This is a genomic window from Enterococcus moraviensis ATCC BAA-383 (genome assembly GCF_000407445.1).
Taxonomy (GTDB): Bacteria; Bacillota; Bacilli; order Lactobacillales; family Enterococcaceae; genus Enterococcus_L; species Enterococcus_L moraviensis.
Genome location: NZ_ASWB01000003.1, coordinates 102,524 through 119,386 on the forward strand (window position 1 = coordinate 102,524; position 16,863 = coordinate 119,386).

At 36.4% G+C, this 16,863-nt stretch carries 17 protein-coding genes and 1 CRISPR repeat array; of the genes, 3 read left to right on the top strand and 14 right to left on the bottom strand.

The genetic code is table 11. From position 1 onward, the window contains the following. Positions 1–85 precede the first annotated feature (85 nt). From I586_RS10545 to I586_RS17260, 11 genes are all read right to left on the bottom strand, one after another. Complete coding sequence (locus tag I586_RS10545; protein ID WP_010766139.1) at positions 86–1,462, bottom strand: sensor histidine kinase; 1,377 nt, start codon at positions 1,460–1,462, stop codon at positions 86–88. After that, entirely contained in the window at positions 1,449–2,156 is a 708-nt protein-coding gene (locus I586_RS10550; protein WP_010766140.1) for a response regulator transcription factor, read from the bottom strand. Before I586_RS10550 ends, I586_RS10545 begins: the two co-directional genes overlap by 14 nt. Positions 2,157–2,320: 164 nt before the next feature. After that, positions 2,321–3,362: direct repeats of the CRISPR family, unit length 33 nt; unit sequence ATTTCAATCCACTAGCTCTAAACAGAGCTAGAC. 169 nt (positions 3,363–3,531) lie between these two features. After that, a complete protein-coding gene (gene cas2 / locus I586_RS10555; protein ID WP_010766141.1) occupies positions 3,532–3,822 on the bottom strand; it encodes a CRISPR-associated endonuclease Cas2 in 291 nt (96 codons plus the stop codon). A 13-nt stretch (positions 3,823–3,835) separates the two neighbouring features. Next, positions 3,836–4,729 carry a hypothetical protein gene (locus I586_RS10560; RefSeq protein WP_010766142.1) on the bottom strand — a complete coding sequence of 298 codons (894 nt, stop codon included), beginning with the start codon at positions 4,727–4,729 and terminating at the stop codon, positions 3,836–3,838. A gap of 55 nt (positions 4,730–4,784) precedes the next feature. Further along, positions 4,785–5,813, bottom strand: a complete 1,029-nt coding sequence (gene cas1c / locus I586_RS10565; protein WP_010766143.1) for a type I-C CRISPR-associated endonuclease Cas1c — start codon at positions 5,811–5,813, stop codon at positions 4,785–4,787. Next, positions 5,810–6,463, bottom strand: a complete 654-nt coding sequence (cas4, locus tag I586_RS10570) for a CRISPR-associated protein Cas4 (RefSeq protein WP_010766144.1) — start codon at positions 6,461–6,463, stop codon at positions 5,810–5,812. Before cas4 ends, cas1c begins: the two co-directional genes overlap by 4 nt. Before the next feature lies 1 nt (position 6,464). Continuing rightward, positions 6,465–7,328 (bottom strand): type I-C CRISPR-associated protein Cas7/Csd2, encoded by an 864-nt coding sequence (gene cas7c, locus I586_RS10575; RefSeq protein ID WP_010766145.1) that lies wholly within the window; start codon positions 7,326–7,328, stop codon positions 6,465–6,467. Between the two features lie 3 nt (positions 7,329–7,331). Beyond that, a complete protein-coding gene (gene cas8c / locus I586_RS10580; protein WP_010766146.1) occupies positions 7,332–9,254 on the bottom strand; it encodes a type I-C CRISPR-associated protein Cas8c/Csd1 in 1,923 nt (640 codons plus the stop codon). After that, positions 9,254–9,985, bottom strand: a complete 732-nt coding sequence (gene cas5c / locus I586_RS10585; RefSeq protein WP_010766147.1) for a type I-C CRISPR-associated protein Cas5c — start codon at positions 9,983–9,985, stop codon at positions 9,254–9,256. Before cas5c ends, cas8c begins: the two co-directional genes overlap by 1 nt. Positions 9,986–10,124: 139 nt before the next feature. Beyond that, positions 10,125–12,554, bottom strand: coding sequence for a CRISPR-associated helicase/endonuclease Cas3 (locus I586_RS10590; RefSeq protein WP_010766148.1), 2,430 nt, complete (start codon positions 12,552–12,554; stop codon positions 10,125–10,127). Between the two features lie 848 nt (positions 12,555–13,402). Beyond that, on the bottom strand, positions 13,403–13,552 hold the full coding sequence (locus tag I586_RS17260; RefSeq protein ID WP_425250067.1) for a type I toxin-antitoxin system Fst family toxin: 150 nt from the start codon (positions 13,550–13,552) through the stop codon (positions 13,403–13,405). 929 nt (positions 13,553–14,481) lie between these two features. On the opposite strand from I586_RS17260, the gene I586_RS10595 reads away from it, so the two are divergent. The 3 genes from I586_RS10595 to I586_RS10605 all read left to right on the top strand — a co-directional run bounded on the left by I586_RS10595 (position 14,482) and on the right by I586_RS10605 (position 15,437). Then, positions 14,482–14,754 (top strand): hypothetical protein, encoded by a 273-nt coding sequence (locus I586_RS10595; RefSeq protein ID WP_010766150.1) that lies wholly within the window; start codon positions 14,482–14,484, stop codon positions 14,752–14,754. A 112-nt stretch (positions 14,755–14,866) separates the two neighbouring features. Next, positions 14,867–15,100 carry a type II toxin-antitoxin system PemI/MazE family antitoxin gene (gene mazE, locus I586_RS10600; RefSeq protein WP_010766151.1) on the top strand — a complete coding sequence of 78 codons (234 nt, stop codon included), beginning with the start codon at positions 14,867–14,869 and terminating at the stop codon, positions 15,098–15,100. Then, positions 15,084–15,437, top strand: a complete 354-nt coding sequence (locus I586_RS10605) for a type II toxin-antitoxin system PemK/MazF family toxin (protein WP_034702362.1) — start codon at positions 15,084–15,086, stop codon at positions 15,435–15,437. The genes mazE and I586_RS10605 overlap by 17 nt, the downstream gene beginning before the upstream one ends. Before the next feature lie 54 nt (positions 15,438–15,491). Here I586_RS10605 and I586_RS10610 read toward each other — a convergent pair whose 3' ends face one another. From I586_RS10610 to I586_RS10620, 3 genes are all read right to left on the bottom strand, one after another. Further along, positions 15,492–15,767 carry a type II toxin-antitoxin system RelE family toxin gene (locus I586_RS10610; protein WP_010766153.1) on the bottom strand — a complete coding sequence of 92 codons (276 nt, stop codon included), beginning with the start codon at positions 15,765–15,767 and terminating at the stop codon, positions 15,492–15,494. Further along, positions 15,764–15,985: a type II toxin-antitoxin system RelB family antitoxin gene (gene relB / locus I586_RS10615; RefSeq protein WP_010766154.1), complete on the bottom strand. Its 222-nt coding sequence runs from the start codon at positions 15,983–15,985 to the stop codon at positions 15,764–15,766. The genes I586_RS10610 and relB overlap by 4 nt, the downstream gene beginning before the upstream one ends. A 126-nt stretch (positions 15,986–16,111) precedes the next feature. Beyond that, positions 16,112–16,750 (bottom strand): type 1 glutamine amidotransferase family protein, encoded by a 639-nt coding sequence (locus I586_RS10620; protein ID WP_010766155.1) that lies wholly within the window; start codon positions 16,748–16,750, stop codon positions 16,112–16,114. Positions 16,751–16,863 lie beyond the last annotated feature (113 nt).

A 16,863-nucleotide genomic window follows, 5' to 3' on the forward strand; every position in this document is an offset into this window, starting at 1 on the left:
CTCTGCTTTACACTCTTATCTTACCAACTAGGCTCAAAAGAAAAAATAAATCTATGTGAAAGTTAAATGAAGAAATCTTCATTTTTTATGGATGAGTTATTGTAAAAACGAGTGTAAAACAAGTTCCTACAGGCGTCGCATCGGTTACTAAAACTTTGCCTTGATACAATTCAACGAGCTCCTTAACGATTGCTAACCCAATTCCTGTACCTGGGATTTCACTTGATCGAGATCGATCTACTCGATAAAATCGTTCAAACACCTTGCTCTTTTCTTCATTCGAAATACCGATTCCAGAATCCTCAACCATTAAGACAATACTCTGATTCTCAGACACTAGCTTAACACTGATCAGGCCGTCAGTTTCGGTATATTTCATCGCATTTTCAATCAAGTTTCGAGTCATTTGATAAAAATGTTCTGGTCTTCCATTGATAGCTAGTCCTACTTCAATTTGAACAGTCAAGTTTTGAGTCATCATGACTTTTAACTCGTCAATTGTTTGATTTATCAACGAGGATAGGTCAATTTGTTCTGTTTGCAATTGATTTTCCAAGCGCCCTAAAGTCAGCATTTGTTCAACAAGGATTTCCATTCGTTTTGATTCTTTATCGATATAATCGAGTGACGTTGGAATTACTTGAGGATGTGTGCTCCCTCGGCGTTTAATCAAATTGACATGCCCGCGAATAGCCGCAAGTGGCGTCCGTAGTTCATGGGACGCATCCGTTACAAATTGCTGTTCTCTTTTCAACGATGCACGCTGTTTTGCTAGTAATACATTAAATGAACTCGCTATATTTTGAACTTCCAGCGGTGTTTTAGGTACTGTTAATCGTTGTTCAGCAGACGAACTTTCCAGTTGACTGATTTCTTGATTCATTCCAACTAATGCTCGACTGATTTTCCTAGAAAAACGATAGGTAACAAAAGAGCCAATGATAATCACAAATAAGGTTAAAAAAATAGTGAATAAAAAAATTCTACTAATGACCTCAACTTGATCCTCCATCTCAACTAAGATGGTGACTTTCGTCTGTCCTATCTGAAAACTAGCGTAATAATAGGGTTCCATATCACTTGTCCACAAAACACGGTCAATGAACATCAATTGTTTCAGCGTAGAAAATTCATCATACAATTCTTTTGCATCCTCAGAAGAAAAAATCACCTCACCATCGCCTAGCCCAACCCGAATCAGATAAGGAGAATTCTCTTTAGAAACCGATCCAGCTAATGCGTTTTGCCAGTCATTTGCAGTCTTTCTCTCCCCATTTCTAAGCGACTCTTCCACTAGGACGGTTTGTTCTTCCGTCGATTCATACAGTTCGGCAATCGTGATTCCCATAATGGCCAAACTCAAAATCAATACAGCAGAAACAAGTAAACCAATAAAACGAATTGTCAATTGAAATTGAGTGGTATTTTTTCGTTCATAGAAACTCTTTTTAATGTTCTCCATCGTTTGACCTCAACACATATCCTACACCTCGAACCGTTTGTATCAAACGCTGTTTTGGGTCATGGTCAATTTTATTTCTCAATGAACGTATGTAAACATCTACAACGTTAGTCTGACCAAAGTAATCATACCCCCAAACTGCATTGAGCAATTCATCTCGAGTTAAAACAACTTCTGGCTGTTTGATCAATTCTGCTAATAGTTCAAATTCCTTTTGCGTTAATTGAATTAACTCCCCAAAGCGTTCAACCGTTCGCTTCGTCAAATCTAGCGACAGGTCATTGTACCGGTAAACCAATTGTTGCTGAAGTTTTTCTTGCTGTTCCGTACGTCTTAGAATAACTCTGATTCTCGCCAATAATTCCTCTATATCAAACGGCTTCGTGATATAATCATCGGTTCCAGCATCCAGTCCACTCACTTTATCCGCCAACTGATCTCTAGCAGTCATCATAATGATTGGAACTTGACTATTACGGCGAATCCTTCTCGCAACCGTAATACCATCATATTTGGGTAACATCCAATCCAATAAAATCAGGATAATAGTCGCTTGGTTTTGTTTGTATAATTCTAACGCCCGCTCCCCATCAGGAGCATAAAGCACTTCATATCCTTCAAATTTAAGTTCCTCTGAAATAAAATTAGCTAAACTCGCTTCATCTTCCACTAATAAAATGACTACTTTATTCATTCGTCCACCGCCTTTTTACATAGCGTACCTACTATTTTTCGCTTGGTCAAGCAAATCATAATGAAAAATTCTTCATTTTTTTGAAGAGAGTCAATTGAGAAGAGAAAGGAATAAAATGGCAGAGGTAGACCAACAACAGTTTATAAAAATACAAACGGCGCACTATTTCAATTCACTAGCTATAAACAGAGCTAGACTGTATGGTCCTATTTCAAAGCTCGTGAATGGACAATTTCAATCCACTAGCTCTAAACAGAGCTAGACTTTTATTCATTTTTAATTGCCTATTAACTGATTCATTTCAATCCACTAGCTCTAAACAGAGCTAGACTCAAAAAATGGTAATCTATCAATTGATATTACTATTTCAATCCACTAGCTCTAAACAGAGCTAGACAAATAAATCTAACTCTAATAATAAAGGACTATCATTTCAATCCACTAGCTCTAAACAGAGCTAGACGTTTTTGCTTGTCTTTTTTCGTTAGCTTGATTTAGAATTTCAATCCACTAGCTCTAAACAGAGCTAGACATGCGACAGAATAGAGTATTTTAGTTTCCTGATTGATTTCAATCCACTAGCTCTAAACAGAGCTAGACGAAATAAACTGATGAATGCCCAAATAGATTATACATTTCAATCCACTAGCTCTAAACAGAGCTAGACTCTATTGAAGATATCATTCTCTACCGTGTTTTAGATTTCAATCCACTAGCTCTAAACAGAGCTAGACTCACTACAAATGACCACGATTTTATATGGACTGTATTTCAATCCACTAGCTCTAAACAGAGCTAGACTTGGTTAGAGACGCCATCAGAAGAGGATCAAGATATTTCAATCCACTAGCTCTAAACAGAGCTAGACGTCGCTTATCTGAGGCGACTCGATGCGACATTACAATTTCAATCCACTAGCTCTAAACAGAGCTAGACTTCCATAGCGGAATCCAATTATCAACAGTATCAAATTTCAATCCACTAGCTCTAAACAGAGCTAGACGATGACGGAACTTCTGCAGAAACGCTTGTTTTAGGATTTCAATCCACTAGCTCTAAACAGAGCTAGACGGCGGCGGCATCTGCAGCAGCTGTTGTTGCATCCATTTCAATCCACTAGCTCTAAACAGAGCTAGACTCTATAACTTTTTTAAAGTTTGCCGAGAGCAACCAATTTCAATCCACTAGCTCTAAACAGAGCTAGACTGTGAATTTGATAAAAATACATAACATATTTTTACTATTCCACAAACTATTTATCAAAAAATTAAATTCAAATGAGAAAACCACCTTATTATTGATAAAAATCAGTCAAAGTTTGGTGCGAATCCCCTAGTGATTTAGTGTGCGCTTGGGGTTCGCACTAAATATTTCTCTAAAATATCAATGGCGCTTCTACATCAAAACTTTCTTTCGCTCCAATATGCTCTATCTTACTTTGATAATTATTTCCTAATCGATAAATACGCAAACTATCAACATCTTCATCAATTAAATCAATCAACTCTTTTTTTAGCTTAGTTAACTCTGTAGTATCAACAACACATTCAAAAACAGAATTCTGAACTCGCTGTCCATAATCTTGACACTTCTTTGCTACTTTTCTCAAACGACGGACTCCATTATCCGAACTGGTTGCTACATCATAAGTAATCAAAACTAACACTTAGTCTCACCTACTATCCTAATCCAAAAATTTTAGTAATTACTTGCGCCAATACTCCACTAACCGTATTTTGGAAAAGCTCTGAAAGAAACTCAGCTTTGTGACGTTTAATGACTGACTCAAATTTATTAACATCTTGTGCTCTAGCCGCTTCCAACGCTTCTTCACTTGCTTGTTTTACTGGACTAGCAATTTTGATTGTTTCTATAACTTTTTCCAAAGAGTCCTCAATTATTCCCCAATCATATGGGTCTACTTTGTTTTCTTGGATAGATGTAGCCATTTCACTCTCAGATGTAGCAGACTGAACGGAACTATTTGTCACATTTCCACCAACATTAAAAGAATGGTCATCAGCTTGATTAAAACTTTCCGAAATATGATTAGTATGAGAATGATCTTCTTGGACGCCAAAGTTTACATTACTATGACTTCCATTAATAATGTGCTGATTTCCATTTACAATTTTTTGCTCAGCGACATTTATCGTATAATCACTATGCTTATTATTGAACGAAGCTTCAATTACTAATTTTACTTCATCTAAAAATACTTTGTCTTTAAACATCAAGCGATAAGTTTGACCAGAATTCAGAATGAAGAATAAGTAAATTCTATTTTCCATATATTTTTGATACAGTAAGAAAATATATCCTCCTGAACAAAGTAAACCCAAAAAGCTAATCGTCCTAAAGGTTTCTGTAGATACTCCCATTAATGAAATAATCAGGAGAAATATAACCCCTTTAGAGAGTTGAAATTTCAACTTACCATCATAAATTTGTGAAATATTACTAAGTTGCATCGTCATATCGTTAAACTTCAGTAAATTATCCTTTATGGTTAACTGCTCTGTGACTATTTCTTTTTCAGATGTACCTATTATTTTTCCAAGTTCGGTATTCATTTTGCTAACTCCTTTTATTCTTTTTTACTTTTTTCAGTTCAGTATATGGGATTACTCACTTCCATAAAAATGGTGGATAGCCATCTAAATCATCCCTTAAAAAACGACTTAGCAGCAATGCCTGCGTATAAGGAACTAAACCCCAATTGATTTTTTCTCCTAAAAATGGATGTTGGATTTGTTCTTGTTTCTTCTCTTGCCACTTTTGAAAAAATATTCGCCTACCATCATCCGTCAAAATCACTGCTCCACTTTCTTTTTTGACAAAATCCTTTCCAGTGACCATTTTTTTATTGATTAAGGTTAAGACAAAACGATCTGCATAGATACCTCGCAACTCTTCCATTAGATCCAAAGCTAATGACGCTCGACCCGGTCTATCTCGATGAAGAAAACCAACATAGGGGTCAAGTCCAACTGTTTCTAATGCAGCAGCACATTCTTGCGCTAACAAAGTATACGCCAAAGAAAGCATGGCATTTACATTATCCAAAGGCGGTCTGCGATTTCTACCATAAAAACCAAAATCATTTTTCTGCTGCAAAATCATTTGATCAAACAATAGAAAATAACGATTCGCGGCTTGTCCCTCGATTCCTCTTAACGATTCTAAATCTCCAACTTGACGAATATCTTCAATGTATTTTTTTAATTCCCCAGAAATTTGTTTAAAACGTTCAACATCAATTCTCATCGGGTTTTCTCTCGTCATTCGTTCCAACATCCAACGTTGATTATACAATTTACCAATAATAAAATGACGAGCAATTTCCACGCTTTCTTCTTCACTATCTGATAAACGATATTGCTTTTTCCGTAACGTGACATTTCCAGTTGTGCCACCAGTCACTCGACTGCCAAACTTACCAGAATTCGTTAAAAAAGTAATCCCAATATTTTTTTCAGCACACTTGCGCATCAACGCTGGACTAGCACCTAAATAACCAGAAGTGACAATGGCTTCTATATTATGAAGCGGAACTCTATTTTTCTGTTCATCTATTTTAACAACTATATTCTCACCGTCTAAAGCTAAATAGGCATCTTGGGTTGTTACAAATAAGGTATTCAACAGTTTTTTCACTCGCATAACCTCCGATCTAAATAGCCTTTAACCGTTTGAACATTCATTAATTTAGGTAGACAGATATTTTGTAGGGAACATTTTTTGCAAAAATTACCCGTTTTAACTTTAGGTGTGTAACGTCTTGCCCAATGCTGATGCATTTCAGTTACATTTTTCTTGAGTTCTTCACGTAAAGCAGGTGTAATTTCGATTTCTTCTCTACGTTTGGTTTCATGATAATAGAGATACCCTTTTGGCACTTCGCAAACAAGCATTTCTTCTAAGCAAACGGCTTGTGCAGTTAGTTGTAAAATGTCGCTGAGTTCTCGTTTAGGCTTTCCGTGTTTGTATTCGACAGGAATTGGTAAAAAAGTTCCAGTTTCTCCGTTTAGAGGCACACCATTCGGATCTTGCACAAATTCCACTACATCACAGATTCCAGTTATTCCTAAAGTCGGTGAATGGATTGGCAACGCACGAACGATCAAACGATCTTTACGCTTTTCACGAATCGTTGGCTGATCGGCTTTTTCGTGTAAATATTGTCCTTCCAACGTCAACACATTTTCTTGCCATTGCTGCTCGATATGAATCAACGCCCATTGACGACGGCAAAACAGAAAATGTTGGATACCTGAAATCATTAAATAATCTTGTTCATCGTACATATTACAGCCCTTCGATGACAGTTAGCTCGATTCCTTCTAGTGGTTCCGCGGTTACTTTGTAATCGTCAAATGATTTTGCGCGATCAATTTCAGGAATTTTTTCGATTTTTACTGAGCGATGGACTTTCGCAGATGATGCTTTGCCCATTTTGCTTGGGTGTTCCCACCAGTACACTTTTTCGACTGCCATACTGCCATCTGGACGAGCGGATGATGCGTCATTTTCGAAAAGAGTGGTTAGGGCTTCTTTGATTTTTTCTGCATCTGTTTCGGTAAAACCTGTTTTTTCGGCTAGTTGGACGTTGATACTGCCATTGAAGACATATACTCCGAAATCTACGAAATGTTTGGTCCCCATGGTGTCAGAGCTTTTACCTCCGCCTTCGCTGACTGAATTGACACTTTTCGTGATTTGCATCGTATTAATGTCGATTGGTTCGAGACTGACAGCAGTTTGAATCGATACAGGACCACGCACACCTACAGATAATTCTAATCCTTTAAAAGCAAAAACTTGCCCAAAACTACGTGTATCGATCCACGTTTCACAAGCTACTTCACTAAATCGGTTCACATCTGCTTTCTTTTTATCCGCAGCGATTTTGTTTAATTCTTCAATTGAATCGACACGATCTCTCAAGCTTTTTAGTCCATCATCTGCTCGATCATCTGACTGGACAAAAATTTTTCCACCCATATCTTGCAAACGATTCCGTATTTTACGTTTGATTGCAACATCAGAAATCTCACCATATCCTTCAAAATTTTGTCGCGGACGGTTTCCATTTAATGGATCACCATTTGGGTTTGCATTTGTCACTGAAGTGATTACTTTAAAGTCGATTTTGTGTGTTAAAACTGTCATGATTTATTCCTCCGTTTTCTCTTCTGTTTTTTTCTTCAAATCTGCTCGTTGGCTGTAATAGCCTAATAAATATTTGCCGTCTAAAGCCTTATCCGTAAAGTGTTCAAACTCAAAAGAATCACCAATTTCGTCTAATATTTTTTGATAATAACTTCCTTTGCCTCTTAATCTAGCTTGATACGGAATCAAATTTTCTTGAATGATCCTCCACGTTTTTAACGGATGATTACTAAAAGCATTCATATAGCGAATCGCATTTGTACTTCTATTGATACCGGCCTTGTATAAGGCACGTTCTTCCAACACATCAGCGACAGCCAACATTCTTCCAAACAAATAACTTCTATCTTTCTGATTTTTATCTAGAGCCACATTTTTTTCCTCCTCTTTAAAATTAAAGTGCTTTTTCATTACAGCACAAGCAATACTTAACGTTTTTTCCCATTCCCATTTCTCCATGCTTACGGGATTCGATGCTCTTTGTAGGAGATTTCGAACTAGATTTATTGGAATCTTTTTCCCATCTACAACACAAGGAAATAGTTCATGAATTGTATTTTTTATCAGCGTGTCACTCGCTCGTGAGCCGTATGCTGCTTCGGCGATATCCCGCAAAGATGGCGCTCCCCAAAAAGTGTAGCGCTGCTTATTTTTACTACCGTAAGTATGTCGCCAGAAACAAGTGTGGTGCCAATCTTCAATTCGAGCAAAGTATTGTTCTTTTTCAATCGAACGATAGTAAAGAATCCCCATTCTGCCTGGAGTAGCTGCATCTAGAATCATGATGTAAATTGGTTCATGGTACGCAAGCTTCACGCTATAACCATTCAAAGCTTTTTTAAATAACTCAGAAAACTGCTGATGGGTTGTGTCTGGGTTTAATAAAACTTCTGCTTCTTCATCTTTTGCAAAAATAGCGTCAAAATCAAGAACATCAGCACTGGATTCTTCTGGATTAGGTACCTCTGTTTCTTTTCTTCCCCAAGTCAAGAAGACTCGTCCATCTAAAATAAATGCTTGTTTACCAATCAGCCATTTCAATGCGTTATGGCCTTTTTGAGAGACTTCGTAACTGATCGAAGCCACTTGATTTTTATCTGTAAAACGACCTTTATAGGTGAAATTCACCGAATCATTACCAGAAATGATTTTCGCCATATCACCGCCATAACGTACCTTTGAGGGATGATTTTCTGTCAGAGGCAACATTTCGCCTGTTACATAATCCAGTCCTTCATTTGTCAGTTCGTTTGTATAATAAGCGACAAAGGAGTCAATGATTTCTGAATCTCCCCAAAGTGGTCGTTTTCCTGTCCCTTGTTCTTGAACAGCAAATCGAACAAAAGAGGTTGCTTGTTCTCCAACTACTACACTAAATAATGCTGGTTTTTCACCAAATTCTGCTTCTAATTCCTTTGACCATTTGGGAATGAGTTGCTGATTTTTTTCAACCATTACCTTTGCTTGTACTAAATCTTCAATTAGTTTGCCTTTTTCTAAATAGCTTAAAACACTTTTAACGACTGGCTGAGCATAATCTGATTCACACCATGCTTGCAAGTTTTCTAAATACATCTGATAAGAATTTTTTCCAGCTTTATTTTTTTTGTAAACACCACCATAGCGCTCAAAATCCCCAGCAACATAAACTAAATTATCATGGATTAAATGTGGGGCAGACGTTGAACCAGCTCTTCCAGCAGACTCGATCGTTACTGGAATCATTGTTTGTGCGTCTTCTTTTGGAACGACACTTGCTGAATAAAATTCACCTTCTGGCGTTATGGTTACTTCGATTTGAGCATTTTGGTATGCATGTGCAATAGGCAAAAGAACAATTTCTTTTCCATACGAAGTTCGTTGAACTTTTCCTACTTGGTCAGCATTTTCTTTGTACGTTTCATATAAGTCATTCAACCAACTCATCATTCAACCTCCTGTTCCAAGGATTCAAATAGCTGATCGACGGGTTCTATTTCTGAAAGTTCAAATGGTTTAGCTTGCATCGTTCTAAGTGATCGAACTAAGGTACAGGCTTCTGGGCGTGGAAACTGAATAATCCCTTTTTCCATAATCGGATGCCACAAGCGAACAGCTAGTTCGTCTTTCCCGGTTTCATCTGGATAGGATAACCCATGCACCATTGTGCCAAAATGCAGCTCACCTTCATATGCATCATAGTCCCCTCTTGCCACACCAAAATCAACAGGTTCCACATATCCCTGACATTCTCGCGTACCTAGAAAAATATCCCTTCTCCCGCCAGCTTTGATTGAACGTTTTAATATTTGATAATGTTTATCCTCATTCCAGTCGCCTTTTAAATCAGGTCGATGTTGATTAAATTCAAAATGGACTTTCACTTCATAAACTGGCTTTTTCAAATACGTATAATACGCTAAATCACTCGCACTGCTGTCGTTGTATTTCATTGGGCGCATGCCTTTAGATTCCATTTGAATGGATTTCATCACACGTACCTCATCAATGTAATAAACAATTGATGGTTTCCAGTAGATACTTTCGGTAATTCCTTTTAAGGCTTGATAGGTAGGAACTTGATAAGTCATTTTCTCTCCACCCATTTTGGTCAAAGGATCCGTAAAAAGAGCATACTCACCTTCTACTCTAAAAGAAATTTGATTTTTATATTTCATTGATGATTCCTCCTTATTTTAATGTGGAATGGGCTCATTCAGTCCCGACTGGAAAATAGGAAAAATTGACTGAGGTGTTCTTTACCTCATTCCATTTTTATCTTTTTCCCGAGAGACTAACCCATGCAGCTAGATAAAACTAAAATCCTAAATAACCGCTCGCAGCTTCTGCTTCTAAATCGATCCCAAATTTCAAATTGTATGCATTGCTCGTTAGGGCTAAAACATCTCCATTTAGAAGTGGATAAATACTGCCTGTTTTTTGAAGTTCCATCAGTTCGTGCTGAAACACGTTGACCATATATTGTTGCGCCTTTTTTAAAGTAGGGGCGTACTCTTCTGGTCTCAGTTCTCCGTTTAAATCAGCGATTAGATCATTGCCTTTTTCATATGGAACGAGTACGGATGTTGTTGGGCTGTCAATGACTTGGAAATATTTTCCCACTGTTTTTGGGCTACTTCTAAAAGCTAATAAAGGCGCTGAGCCGTGTGTTCGTTTGTAATGTTCAAGTGCATTAGCACCTTCACCTAATAGACTAAAGAGATTGAGTGATGTCTTTTTTACGGGATAATTTAATTCGTCCTTAAAACAATCATAATATCGATCAAAATACCGTTTTTGAACATCATGAGAAAGTAATTCCTTTTGTTCTAGTTCACTGCTTTCTTTAAGAATATCTAGCGTAATTTCTTGACCTTGTTTAATTTCTGGTAAATGAGTCAGATTTTCAAGGTCTGCTGAAAGATTGATTAGATAGACTGGTTGCTGTCTGGTTTCGCCGTGACGATTACAACGTCCTGCCGCTTGCGCAATTGAGTCTAATCCTGCTGCTGAACGAATGACGGATTGGAAACTGATATCCACACCCGCTTCTATTAATTGTGTTGTGATACAGATGAGCTTTGTGTCGCTATTTGTTAGCTTTTCACGTAGTTCATCCAATAAATTTTTCCGATGTTTGGCACACATCGAGGTGCTCAAATGGTACAATTCAATATTTTCTAATGGCTTATTTTCCAAATATTGATAGAGACGTCGAACAGCTTTTTTTGTATTTAAAATAATCAGCAGGTTTTCTTTTTCTGTTAAAATTTCTTGGCTAAATTCAGCTAACTCTTCAAGCGTCCAAGTATCATCTGTTGTCCGATCAATGACCTCTACTCGTTTGAACTTTGATTCTACTTCTGACAAGTTGGCGACCATTTCGCCATCGGATTCTTTGGCTAATGCTCTACCGACATTTTCTAAAGATGGCTGAGTTGCAGTACATAAAACACTTGTCGTTGTGCCGTAATTTTTTAAGAAGTTCAAGCTTTCATTGAATAAATGAGTACAATTTGTTGGAACACCTTGTGCTTCATCAAAAATAATCACCGCATTTGTTAAGTTATGGAAACGACGTGGATTTCGGGTTCCTCGACTGTATATCGTATTTAGAAACTGCACCATTGTGGTAAAGATTACTGGACTTTCCCAGTTATCTTTCAGTAATGCTTGTTTCTGCTCTAACGCTTCTTTTTCTGCTTCTGATTCTTCTGTTTGCCTCTCTTTCATTTCTTCCTGATCCGTAAAAACGTTAGAATGATGCTCTAGAATATTTACCTCATCTTTTAAAATCTCTCGGACTGTCGCAGCATTTTGTTCAATAATTGTTGTGAATGGCACGACATAAATAATGCGTTCTTTTCCATATTTGATGGCGTGATTCAACGCAAAACGTAAACTGGCTAACGTCTTTCCGCCTCCTGTTGGAATCGAAAGGGTGTAAATTCCTGTTTTTCTTTCAGCGAAAGCTTTGCATTGATCTGACATTTGTCCTCGAAGCTGATTGATTGGTGTGTCGGCTGTAAATGTTGCAATATATTCTTCTAAGCTTTGACTATAGGATTGAAGTAATACGTCATTTTCATGCCGTTTAAATACTTTATTTTCTTCAAATAACATCGTATTCGTTCGGTCCGCATCCAAAAGGCAACTATAGATGAATTTCAAGAGGAAAAAGGTATCGTTTTGTTTAACTCGACTTTTTCCATCTTTTTGATAAAACCCTTTCAATTCTTTTATTGCTTCCAACAGTAATTTCTGAAACTGTTCTTCTGACATTATTTCTTGGAAAAAACGACTTTTGATTTGTTCATAATCAACAACCTCTATTTCATCTACTCGTCTGAGATAATCTGAATTCGCTTCTCCTTCTGGGGTAAAAAAGTCTTGCAGACCTCGACTGCTATGATGAGAAATAATTGCATTCCCCACCAATTCAGCAAGAATATATGAAAATGGATCCCGACTATTTTTGTGGCAATAATCAAAAAGAAGCTTACCACCAGCTGTTGAATGATCCACACTACCTCGTGTCACACTTTTCGGATCAGCAACAGCTTTCTTCAAGTACACCTGAAATTCATTTGAATATTTTCCTAGATCATGAAGTAAACCAGCTAAATAACTAGTTTTTCTCAGCCCAATTTTTCCTCCCCAATCAGCACTCAGTTCGGCACACTCTGTTAGATGATCCTTTAAAAGCTGCTTTTCTCCATCTGACTTTCTCACATGGGCTATATACATACTTAATCTCCTTAATTAATTTCTAAATGTCTTAAATACATTATATCATTTATAAAAAAAAGAACTATCTAAAAATTTAAATAGTTGCGTTATTTTTTTGATTGATAGAGAAAAAAATAGACGACTAGTAAAATTACTAATGCTAGTATAAACAAATTAGAGAATTCAATTTTACGTTTCCAAAGTTTATTTACCATAACTGTAAGAAGTGCTGCAATAATCACAAACAACAACTTTTCAAATGATTCTTTATTATTCATACATTTATCCTTTCAATTCAATATCTATTTTGACAATATATACTATATCAAAATATAAACTTTTAGTCAAATATTTTTTTCTTTAAAATTGTTTTTTCAAACACCGAATAATATGGTATAATAATTTTAACATGTCACATTTTTATGTGTGGATTGAAAAAATTCTATATCTATTTTCTCCAACTATCGGCAGCCCAGAATATAAAATCTGGGCCGATATCTTTATAAAAATCTAGCAACACTAATATAGATCTAGTAAATTATACAGAATAGGAGTGACAAGTATATTATTCGTAGACAAAAAATTACAAAGCCCACAGATTTTTCTACTTGTATTGAAAATAAAAATGAATTAACTAAAGAATCGATAATCGACGATCCTTTTGCTGAAGGTTACGAAGGTGAATTTTATGAGCCCGATGAGTGGTCAGAATTACTGTTTTCATAATAAATATGTTCATAGAAAAATAAACTTGACTACACTCTTTTTCTCATGTATCTTATACGTATAAAAGAAGAATGGTCATACACCAAAAACCCCATCACTTTCTGAGAGTGATGGGGTTTATTTTGGCTTCTAGTCGCTTTCTAGCCTTGTCGATTATCAAGCCAATGTTTGAACAGTCCTAAGACCACTCCGACAATAACCGGACCAATTATCGTGGTAAATAACAGAAGAATAGTCATGCACCTCCTTTCTGCGATACGTATCGCCATCGCAAAAGAGAAAGCGACCATTTTCAGCTTATCAAACTTTTTATCCTTCGCTACTTTTTCCTTATAAATAATTCTGATTTTGTCAAACTTGTCCTATTTTTTGGACTGATTTGATCATTTACTCTAATTTACACTCAGCAGAAATAGTCAGCCAACTCAAAAAAAAATTTGTTATTTTTCCTTATATATAAGGAACCTAAATTTCGTGTTATTTAATCCCTCCCCTCAAAAAAATTCATTGTGAACAAGCCACTCTTTCTGTATAATAAAACGCATAGGATAGAAATAACTAACATTAAAAATAAATAAATTGGCTCTTCGTGGTCTGGCGCCAACCAAACCAGAAGCCTTGTTTAAACAGTAGCACCTGTCAAACAGCTTTGCCAATAGCGTAAGAATCGATCTATTTTTGTTGTACACTTTCATAGTGACGACACATTTTATAGTGTCTTTATCTTGCCTATTTGTAGACGATTACAGGTCACCTGTGGATCGTCTTTTTTTATTTCTATCCTAGAAAATTTGAGACGAAGAAGAACTTTCAGGGGAACAACGTTCATTTTATTCACCTTGTACTTTTCATCATCTGCTCTGTCTTATAACCAATCGCAGTCCTTCAATTCTTAGAGCTTTATCTCTTAGAAATTGATGCGATCGAAGCAACAGCGTAGTGATTCAAAGCAAAAAAGGCACTTCATTGTTCGGCGCCAACCGTTCAATGAAGCCCTGAATAGAAAGTAGCACCTCTCTATCCAAGTTGCCTATTTGCCAGTACCGTAGCACCAGCTTCTTTATTGTACCTAATTCTTGTAAGAATTTCTAGACACTTTTTGAATTTTTCTCTGTTTACACGAAGAAGTTCCCTACATACTGGCATAATTCAACCATAGAGACGGACAGCTTTCACTTTTTCTTTCACTCTACATAATAATAAGAAAAGGAGAATTACCATGAAAAATTCCGCCATCTGCATTAAAACTGTCCCGTATCAAGAGATTCTAAATCTTCAGGATTCACTCGAACGTTTAGAATCTTGGAAAGAACCGTTGGAAGTTCTGGAAAACTATTTTACCAACCCAACGACACCAATCAACAAAAAACAGGTCGTAAAACAGTATTACGCTAGTGCCAAATTGTTTGAGACGTTTAATAAAGAGTTTGAGTTACTTATAGACGAATCGCAAAATCAATTGGCTACTATTATCCAGAATCAAAAGATTTGATTAAAGAAAATAAAAAAGACGATCTTTTGCGTATTTAGATAGTGTAAGGGATAAAATGATCGTTTAAAAATTTAACACAACAATCATGTAATTGTAAAAAGGAGGTCATCTCATGGATACCGTAAAAGCAAGAAAACAAGGCAATGCAATCATGGTTACCTTATCAAGTAAGTTAGCCGTAAAAGAAGGTCAGGAATTTTTTTACTCCAAAGATAATGAAGGAATTATTTCTCTCATTCCAAAAGTTGATGATTACTTTGCTAATGCTAAACCAGGTCAATTTACAGACAGCGATGACCATTTAGCAACTGATTTTATACCTATAGGAAATGAACTGGATGATTAAACAAAGAGACATTGTAATTATTGATTTTGAGCCTTCAAAAGGCAGTCAAATAAAAAAAAGACGTCCCGCTTTAGTCATGAGTCGTGATGAATACAACCTTTCTTCAAATTTAATTATTGTCTGCCCAATCACTTCAACTAAGTCGAAACAACCTTACTTTGTTTCAATACACAATGAGGTTTTTGAGAAAGAAAGCAAAGTAAATACAAAACAGGTTTATTCACTGGATTTTACAGAAAAAGGTGAACGTAATGTTCAAGTGATCGGTCACCTACAAACAAAAGAATTTTTAAATATTGCCCAGCATTTCCTACTAAACTTCAATTTTCCTTTTTAAAACAGACAAAAAGCTTAGAAGCAACTATTCACTTTCTAAGCCTTTGTCTACTATTCATTTATAAACATCTTTCCTGTGTCCTATTGCCACAACAAGAATCGTTATTGTCTCATCGTCTATATCCGCAATAATACGATAGTCGCCAACCCTATAACGCCACTGTCCACCTTTGTTACCAACTAATCCCTTGCCTATCATTCTAGGATTTTCAATACCTTCGAGATGTTTATCAATCCATGAAAGAATTAGCTTTGCTTGAAATCGGTCCATCTTTTTTAATACTTTTTGTGCTTCCTTTTCATACCGAACAACATACTTTTTCACCGTCATAAACCAAGTTCCTTCATCATTTCCGCATGAGAAATACTTTCGTCTTTCGTTTGATGTTCTTTCATCAGTTTATTGTACGTTTCTAAATCAATTTGATCTTCTAAACTTTCCAAAATTTTAGTTCTAGCAAGCTCAGATAAAGATAATCCATTAAAATCAGCCATTTTTTGCATGAATTCTTTTTCATCATCAGATAATCTAAATGTCACAGTGCTCATTTCATTACCTCCTTTTGTACACGTTTGTCTTACTAATCATTGTAACACAAACGTGTACATATTTAAAGGGATCATCCTTACATTCCGGAGTCTTTATACCAGACACTCTAATCCACAATCACAAAATCAAGCTAAAAGGTCCTTTTGATCATTAGGAGTATCACCTGCTGTTCTCAGTTCTTGTTTCAACGCTTCGTAATAACCTAACTTGAAAAAGTTATACCATTGCTCTACTTCTTTTTCAGTCATTACTTCTAATGTCAGCAAAATTTCTCTCGCAAACTCTAAATGTCCTGTCCCATTCGCTGTAATGAGGTTGCTCTCTTTTATTGCTTGAACTTCAACAAACTGATTGGCTCCCTTATACTTTTCGCCAGCGTAATCCTGTAAATCTTGTAATTGGTTGCTCGTATGCTTATGATCATTTAACAATCCTAGCTTTCCAAGATAAACAGTCGCATCACAAATCGCGGCAATCACCGCACCTTGTTCTTGCGCTTTTTCCACTAAAGCATCAACAGCTTCTGCTTTATCCGTTCGCCAAGACGTTCCACCAATTAAAATCAAGGCATCAAAGTCTTTTTGACACGCTTCCGCAAACGTATAATCTGGTAATATCGAAAAACCTCCCATCGAATGAATGGCTTGTTTTTCATTTGAAACAGTTTTAACCGTGACCCCTTCTTGCTGATTCAACACAGCCGCAATCGATGCCGATTCCCAATCTGCATAGCCTTCTAATAGTACAAAAAACACTTCTGTCATGATTTATTCCTCCTTATATATAGGTAACAACGTTCCGCTACGCTACACCTTGTACTTTCTAACATCTTAATAACAGAAGGAAGCAATGTTCCTTTCAGTCACCTTGTACCCAT

Coding starts and splice junctions, on each gene's coding strand:
- relB (WP_010766154.1), bottom strand. CDS start 15,985: ATGAGCACTGTGACATTTAGATTATCTGATGATGAAAAAGAATTCATG.
- I586_RS10545 (WP_010766139.1), bottom strand. CDS start 1,462: ATGGAGAACATTAAAAAGAGTTTCTATGAACGAAAAAATACCACTCAA.
- mazE (WP_010766151.1), top strand. CDS start 14,867: ATGGATACCGTAAAAGCAAGAAAACAAGGCAATGCAATCATGGTTACC.
- I586_RS10550 (WP_010766140.1), bottom strand. CDS start 2,156: ATGAATAAAGTAGTCATTTTATTAGTGGAAGATGAAGCGAGTTTAGCT.
- I586_RS10590 (WP_010766148.1), bottom strand. CDS start 12,554: ATGTATATAGCCCATGTGAGAAAGTCAGATGGAGAAAAGCAGCTTTTA.
- cas4 (WP_010766144.1), bottom strand. CDS start 6,463: ATGTACGATGAACAAGATTATTTAATGATTTCAGGTATCCAACATTTT.
- I586_RS10560 (WP_010766142.1), bottom strand. CDS start 4,729: ATGAATACCGAACTTGGAAAAATAATAGGTACATCTGAAAAAGAAATA.
- cas7c (WP_010766145.1), bottom strand. CDS start 7,328: ATGACAGTTTTAACACACAAAATCGACTTTAAAGTAATCACTTCAGTG.
- I586_RS17260 (WP_425250067.1), bottom strand. CDS start 13,552: ATGGTCGCTTTCTCTTTTGCGATGGCGATACGTATCGCAGAAAGGAGG.
- cas8c (WP_010766146.1), bottom strand. CDS start 9,254: ATGAGTTGGTTGAATGACTTATATGAAACGTACAAAGAAAATGCTGAC.
- I586_RS10620 (WP_010766155.1), bottom strand. CDS start 16,750: ATGACAGAAGTGTTTTTTGTACTATTAGAAGGCTATGCAGATTGGGAA.
- I586_RS10610 (WP_010766153.1), bottom strand. CDS start 15,767: ATGACGGTGAAAAAGTATGTTGTTCGGTATGAAAAGGAAGCACAAAAA.
- I586_RS10595 (WP_010766150.1), top strand. CDS start 14,482: ATGAAAAATTCCGCCATCTGCATTAAAACTGTCCCGTATCAAGAGATT.
- cas5c (WP_010766147.1), bottom strand. CDS start 9,985: ATGAAATATAAAAATCAAATTTCTTTTAGAGTAGAAGGTGAGTATGCT.
- I586_RS10605 (WP_034702362.1), top strand. CDS start 15,084: ATGAACTGGATGATTAAACAAAGAGACATTGTAATTATTGATTTTGAG.